Here is a 5,728-nt window from a genome sequence, read left to right as displayed (position 1 = left end):
GATCTGCATATAAACGCCGCCTTCTTTTAGGTTATTTCGCCAGACTACTTCCTCTAAAACGCCCTGAAAATCGCTCTTTGAAAGCGGCAAGCTTAGCTCGATCGCAGCCAAACTCCTCTCAAATCTCTCCCAAAAATCCTCCCTATCTACGAGCCGTCCGTTTAGCACAGGCACCACCTCGTAGATGCCATCGCCAAAGATAAATCCGCGGTCAAATGCGCTAACTTTAGCCGCCGCCGCGTCTATAAATTCGCCGTTTAGATATACTATTCCGTTCATTTTTTCTCCTTAAAATTTAAGTAATTTTAGCTCAAATACTCTTAAAAAAGCGTTGCTTTAAGTCCAAATTTTAGCTTGGATTACGAAGTTTTTGATATAATTGAGGCTAAATTTAAGGATAATCACAAATATGAAAAATAACGCGCTAAAAAATTTGATTCTAGAAAATATCTTTGTTATCTCGAAACAACCCGTGCTGTTTCGCGATCTACTCGAGGCAAACTGCCTTTTTAACGAAGGCATGTTGATTGATCCTGCCAAGCTAAATTTTAAATTTCGCTACGCAAGAACTTACCTAGTTTACGGGCTTTTGTGCTTTGTCGTGTTTTTTATTTTACTGCTTTTGACGCATCATATTTTTACCAAGCTTGACTTTCACCTCTCGATCGTTAGCGCGGTAGTAGGCACTTCGGCCGTTTTTATCGGCTTTGATATGTTTAAAATTTGGGCGAGAAAAGCCGTTAGCAAGGAGCTCATAAAAAAGGCTTGGAGCGTGCATTTTCCGTATTTTAGCTATGAAAAATACTCCACCAAAGTCGAGATGATCTATAACGAAGCGGTAAAAAACGAAATCCCGCGCAAGGACCTGGAGCAATACGTCCTAGAGCGCCTAGTCGCGCAGTCTGAGGCTGGGATTTAGCTATTGCAGGATGAGCGGGTCTAAAATTTGATTTTTGTATTTCATTCTTTCAAGCTTTAGGCGAAGCTCTCTATTTTCTTCGAGCAAGACGTCGCGTTTGCCGCTTAGATCGCCGATTTCGCGACTGATGTAATAAATTTGATTTGTGATGTAAATTTTAGGCAAAAACAAAGCAAGCGCGATAAAAAGCCCGAGATACGCCGTCGCTAGCGTTTTGTAGTCTAAATTTCGTTCCTTTTTTTGCTCGCCGCCGCTAAACTCTAAAACCTCGTTTTTATCTTGCATTTTTACCTCTTGAAATTTTAAAAATCCTCATTTTTGCGCAGCTTGAGCGCGGATTTGCCTTGACTTCGGCAGCGCTTGGCGTTACCGCTTTTTTGCTCACGATTTTACCCAGCGCGTTATTCCCTCCGCACGTGCATCTAAGAGCTTGCGGCGGACAAATGCAGCTTTGTGCCCACTGCCTAAATTTATTTTTTACGATACGATCTTCTAGCGAATGAAAGCTGATTATCGCCACAACACACTCGTCGATCTGCGAATCCTCGATGCTTTGTAGCAAATTTTGCAGTTCGCCTAGCTCGTTGTTGACTTCTATTCTGATCGCTTGAAAAGCTAACGTCGCCGCGCTAACGCTGCGTCCGTTTACGCCCTTTAGCCCGATTATTTGTGCGAGGCGTTCGGCGCTTTTTATCTCGCCGTTTTGCCTGGCTTCTATGATTTTAGCGGCAAATTTAGCCGGATTTGGTAGCTCGCCATAGTCAGCAAATATACGCTCTAGCTCTCGTGCACTATAAGAATTTACAACGTCGTAAGCTGAAAATTTAGCCTGCGCGTCCATGCGCATATCTAAATTTTCGCTCTTTAGTCCAAAGCCGCGCTCATTTTTATCTAGCTGTAACGACGAAACGCCGATATCAGCTAGGATACCGCGGATTTGCCCCTGCTCTACTTTGCCCAAAATTTCTGAAAATTTACTCTTAAAAATTTGCGCTCTTTGACCGAATTTTTTCAGTCTTTCGGAGCTAAATTTGATCGCTTCTTCATCTTGATCGCAGGCTATCAAATTTACGTTTTGATTTTGCTCTAAAATCGCGCTGGAATGCCCGCCGTATCCGAGCGTACAATCGACAATCGCGCCGCTTTTTATATCCGCAAAAGCTTGCAAAACTTCATCAAGTAGCACGGGAACGTGTGGGGAGTTCAAATTTAGCCTTTATTTTTTGTGTATAATAACAAAAAAAGTTTATAAAAGGTTAAAATGGACTTAAAATACTGCGCAAGCGAGATCAGCAACATCGCTCTTTCGATGTTTAGAAAAAACTTTTTCGGCGTCTTTCACGGCTCTATTTCGGCTAGAATTCAGCACGACTCTTTTTTGATAAATAAAAGAACGACGATTTTTGATAATCTTAAAGAGGAAGATCTCATAATGCTAAACTCAAAAAGGGATTACCGCTGGAACGATGCGAGCATAGACGCGGACATCCACCTAAATATATACAAAAATATAAATGAAGCCAAATATATCTGCTACGCCATGCCGCCATACCTAACGGCTTATACTTTGGGGCATTCTTTTATCCGTCCGAGGGATTATTTTGGTTATATCAAACATCACGAGATCCCGATCTATGATCCAAAACAGTTTGACGACTGGTATGAGCGCGCGGATACGGAAATTTATCGTTACATGTTAGAAAATAAAACTAACATAATGGTTATCAAAGGATACGGCGTATACGTGCATAGCAGGACCTCGTATCAGCTGGCAAAAGACGTCGCAATCCTTGAAAATACGTGCAAATTGCTAAGCGTAGCTCACCTCTACGAGTAGGAGTGCAACTAACGTTTTTAAAAATGTTAGTAAATTTTTTGAAATTTTATCGATAAAAAGCGCGTTTTTAAGGTGATATTTACGAAATTTCAGTAAAATAATGCATAAAATTTTTATAAATTTGAAGGAACTAGATGATAACTTGGATGCAAAAGCATAGAAAATACCTCGTCGTGACGATCTGGGTGAGCACGATAGCCTTCGTCGGAGCGGGCTTCGTCGGATGGGGAGCATACGATCTAAATGCGAGCAGAGCTAGCTCGGTAGCTAAGGTCGGACACAGAAATATAAGTATCCAAGAGTTTCAAAACAGATACGGTCAGCTTCACGCATACTATAGTCAGCTTTTTGACGGGCAGCTAAGCGATGAAAAAGCAAGCGAGCTAGGCATCGAAAATTTAGCTTTAGAGGCGTTAGTAAACGATGCTATGCTTTTAAATTTCGCAGATGACTTAGGGCTTGGCGTAAATGACGAAGATATAGTAAAATACATCATCGCCGATCAAAACTTCCACTCAAACGGTAAATTTGACAAAGAACTCTACAAAAATACACTAAAAAGAGCTAGAACCACCGAAAGCGAATATGAAGAAAGCCTAAAGAACGTAATACTTTTAGATAAGCTAAGACATGCTCTAAATTTACCTGCAAATGCTCAAGATATAGATATGCTAACGGCTAGCTTTTTGATGCAGGATAAAATTTCGATGCAAGTTGTGGAAGCTGGCGCGGACGAAATAAAAATAGATGAAGATGCAGTAAAAAAACTCTGGGAAGAGCATAAGAACGAATATAAAACTATGACCGAATTTAAACTCGATACCAAATTTATCCCAGCTATATCAAGCGATGCAAACACTAACGAACTAACAGAATTTTACAACGGGAACAAAAACGAGTACAAAGACAGTGACGACAAAATAAAAGAATTTGAAGCCGTCAAAGATGAAGTCCTAAAAGACTACAATCTCAAACAAACTAAAAAAGTCGCCCTTGAAGAGTATCTAAAAATCAAGAAAGACGAGAAACAAGCAGATGTCTCGATAGCTACATTTGAAGATAATGCAAGCTTACCGATGGACGAACTAAAACTAGCAAAAAAAGGCGACACTCTAAAGCCGTTTGAATACGAAGACGGCTATATGATAGTAAAGGTAAAAGATATCGTAGCGCCAAGAGTAATGAGCTTTGACGAGGCGAAAGATCAAATTTTAGAGCTTTACAAAGAGCAAAAAACGAAAGAAGTCGTAGAAGCAAAAGCAAAAGAGTTGCTTGAAAAAGGATTTCAGGGTACTGATATAGGGTTTGTTAGTAGAGATACTGTGAAGGCCGAAGGTGGGTTAAGCGAGGGCGAGTTTAATATATTTGTCAATCGCCTTTTTGAAAAAGGCGGCAAAAAGGGCTATGTATTGCTTGGCGACAAGGCTGTAGTTTACGAGATAGCGGAACAAAAACTAACAAACACCGAAAAAGAGAAAGAATATAAAGAGATAATAACTCAAAACGTGGGTTTCTTGAAAAATAACGAGCTTATCAGGGATTTGAGCGGTGCGCTTTCTAAGCGCTATAAAGTAGAATATTACGTTAGTAAAAAGTAAAATATTTTAAAAAGGTATTGAATTGGGTACTAAAATTTTAGGTATCGACGTAGGTTCCGTTCAAATTTGCGCTGTCATAGGGCAGCATGATGAGACAGGGCTTAAAATAATCGGAATAGGAACCGCAAAAACTCAGGGCATAAAAAAAGGCGTCATAACAAACATCGAACTAGCTTCAAAATCAATAAAAAGCGCCTTAATAGACGCTCAAAGGATAGCCGGTACTCGCTACGAAAAAGTAGTAGTGTCGATCTCTGGAGCTTATACAAAAAGCGTCGAGAGTAACGGCGTAGTAAACGTGCCGACATACGAAATAGGTATAAAAGAGATCCACCGCTCAATGTCCGAGTCCGAGCGAAGAGCGCAAATCCACAGCGACTACGAGAAGCTACACATACTTCCTTATAATTTCAAAGTAGATGACCAAGAGCATATAGAAGATCCTTTGGGTATGAACGGTAGCAGGCTCGAGGTGCAAACGCATATCATAATGGCGCAAAAATCATCTCTGAGCAACCTCAGAAAAGCGTTAAATTTGGCTGGAGTCGAGCCTGATAATATCGTACTTTCCAGCTACGCTTCGGCTATCGCGACGCTAAATCAAGATGAAAAGGATTTGGGCGTAGCATTTATAGACATGGGCGGCGCAACGTGCAATATGCTGGTTCATTCCGGAAATTCGATAAGATATAACGAATTTCTAGGTATCGGCTCGGCAAATATCACAAACGACCTTTCTGCCGCACTTCATACGCCTATTTTAAAGGCTGAGGAAATAAAGCTAAGCTACGGCTCTCTTATAAATAAAGCAAACGAACTAGTCGAAATCCCTCCGATAAACGATGATGGAAAGACGCAAGAAGTATCTCTTGACGTTATCTCAAACGTAATTTATGCAAGAGCCGAAGAGACCCTCATGATACTAGCCAAGATGCTGGAAGACAGTGGATATAAGGCTTCGATAGCTGCAGGCGTGGTGCTCACAGGCGGTATGACTAAGCTTGAGGGCATCAGGGAGCTTGCATCGGTTATATTTGACAACATGCCGGTTCGTATAGCAAGGCCGAAAGAGATGGAAGGTCTTTACGAAATTTTACGAGATCCGGCAAATTCTTGCGCGATCGGACTTTGTATGTACGGCGCAGGCTACTTTACGCCTTACGAGATCGACTCTGAAAAGAAAATGCGCTTTAAAGACGAAGCAATTTTAAGAAATAAAAATTTAAAAAATATAGTAGATGATTCAAAATCCAAAAATAAAGATGATGCCAAAAAGTCTGACGAAAACGGAGAGAAAATTTTTAACGGAACGGTTTTAGACGACAACTATATAGATGATTTAAGAATAGACGATGAAAGAACTTTACAAGACGA

Annotated in this window: 7 protein-coding genes; 4 read left to right on the top strand and 3 right to left on the bottom strand. The window is 40.7% G+C overall.

The annotated features are described in order from the left end of the window. The coding region (locus tag Q0338_RS04175) for an aminotransferase class IV (RefSeq protein WP_366119637.1) at positions 1–279 on the bottom strand (279 nt) is incomplete at its 3' end. A 130-nt stretch (positions 280–409) separates the two neighbouring features. Here Q0338_RS04175 and Q0338_RS04170 point away from each other — a divergent pair. Then, positions 410–919 (top strand): hypothetical protein, encoded by a 510-nt coding sequence (locus tag Q0338_RS04170; RefSeq protein ID WP_298085659.1) that lies wholly within the window; start codon positions 410–412, stop codon positions 917–919. Here Q0338_RS04170 and Q0338_RS04165 read toward each other — a convergent pair whose 3' ends face one another. Beyond that, a complete protein-coding gene (locus tag Q0338_RS04165) occupies positions 920–1,204 on the bottom strand; it encodes a hypothetical protein (RefSeq protein ID WP_122863615.1) in 285 nt (94 codons plus the stop codon). After that, positions 1,194–2,126: a 16S rRNA (cytosine(1402)-N(4))-methyltransferase RsmH gene (gene rsmH, locus Q0338_RS04160; protein WP_298085658.1), complete on the bottom strand. Its 933-nt coding sequence runs from the start codon at positions 2,124–2,126 to the stop codon at positions 1,194–1,196. The genes Q0338_RS04165 and rsmH overlap by 11 nt, the downstream gene beginning before the upstream one ends. Before the next feature lie 54 nt (positions 2,127–2,180). On the opposite strand from rsmH, the gene Q0338_RS04155 reads away from it, so the two are divergent. From Q0338_RS04155 to ftsA, 3 genes are all read left to right on the top strand, one after another. Further along, complete coding sequence (locus Q0338_RS04155; protein ID WP_298085657.1) at positions 2,181–2,756, top strand: class II aldolase and adducin N-terminal domain-containing protein; 576 nt, start codon at positions 2,181–2,183, stop codon at positions 2,754–2,756. A gap of 134 nt (positions 2,757–2,890) precedes the next feature. Beyond that, positions 2,891–4,354: a peptidylprolyl isomerase gene (locus Q0338_RS04150; protein WP_298085656.1), complete on the top strand. Its 1,464-nt coding sequence runs from the start codon at positions 2,891–2,893 to the stop codon at positions 4,352–4,354. A 22-nt stretch (positions 4,355–4,376) separates the two neighbouring features. Beyond that, positions 4,377–5,728, top strand: a 1,352-nt coding sequence (ftsA, locus tag Q0338_RS04145) for a cell division protein FtsA (RefSeq protein ID WP_298085655.1), incomplete at its 3' end; no start/stop codon positions are given.

The sequence above is a fragment of the uncultured Campylobacter sp. genome (genome assembly GCF_938018145.1).
Classification (GTDB): Bacteria; Campylobacterota; Campylobacteria; order Campylobacterales; family Campylobacteraceae; genus Campylobacter_A.
Note: the sequence above shows the minus strand (reverse complement) of the source record. Positions and strands in the feature narration are given on the sequence as shown.

What these genes read in the sequence shown, in the direction of transcription:
- Q0338_RS04170 (WP_298085659.1), top strand. Translation starts at nt 410, where the DNA reads ATGAAAAATAACGCGCTAAAAAATTTGATTCTAGAAAATATCTTTGTT.
- Q0338_RS04165 (WP_122863615.1), bottom strand. Translation starts at nt 1,204, where the DNA reads ATGCAAGATAAAAACGAGGTTTTAGAGTTTAGCGGCGGCGAGCAAAAA.
- Q0338_RS04155 (WP_298085657.1), top strand. Translation starts at nt 2,181, where the DNA reads ATGGACTTAAAATACTGCGCAAGCGAGATCAGCAACATCGCTCTTTCG.
- Q0338_RS04150 (WP_298085656.1), top strand. Translation starts at nt 2,891, where the DNA reads ATGATAACTTGGATGCAAAAGCATAGAAAATACCTCGTCGTGACGATC.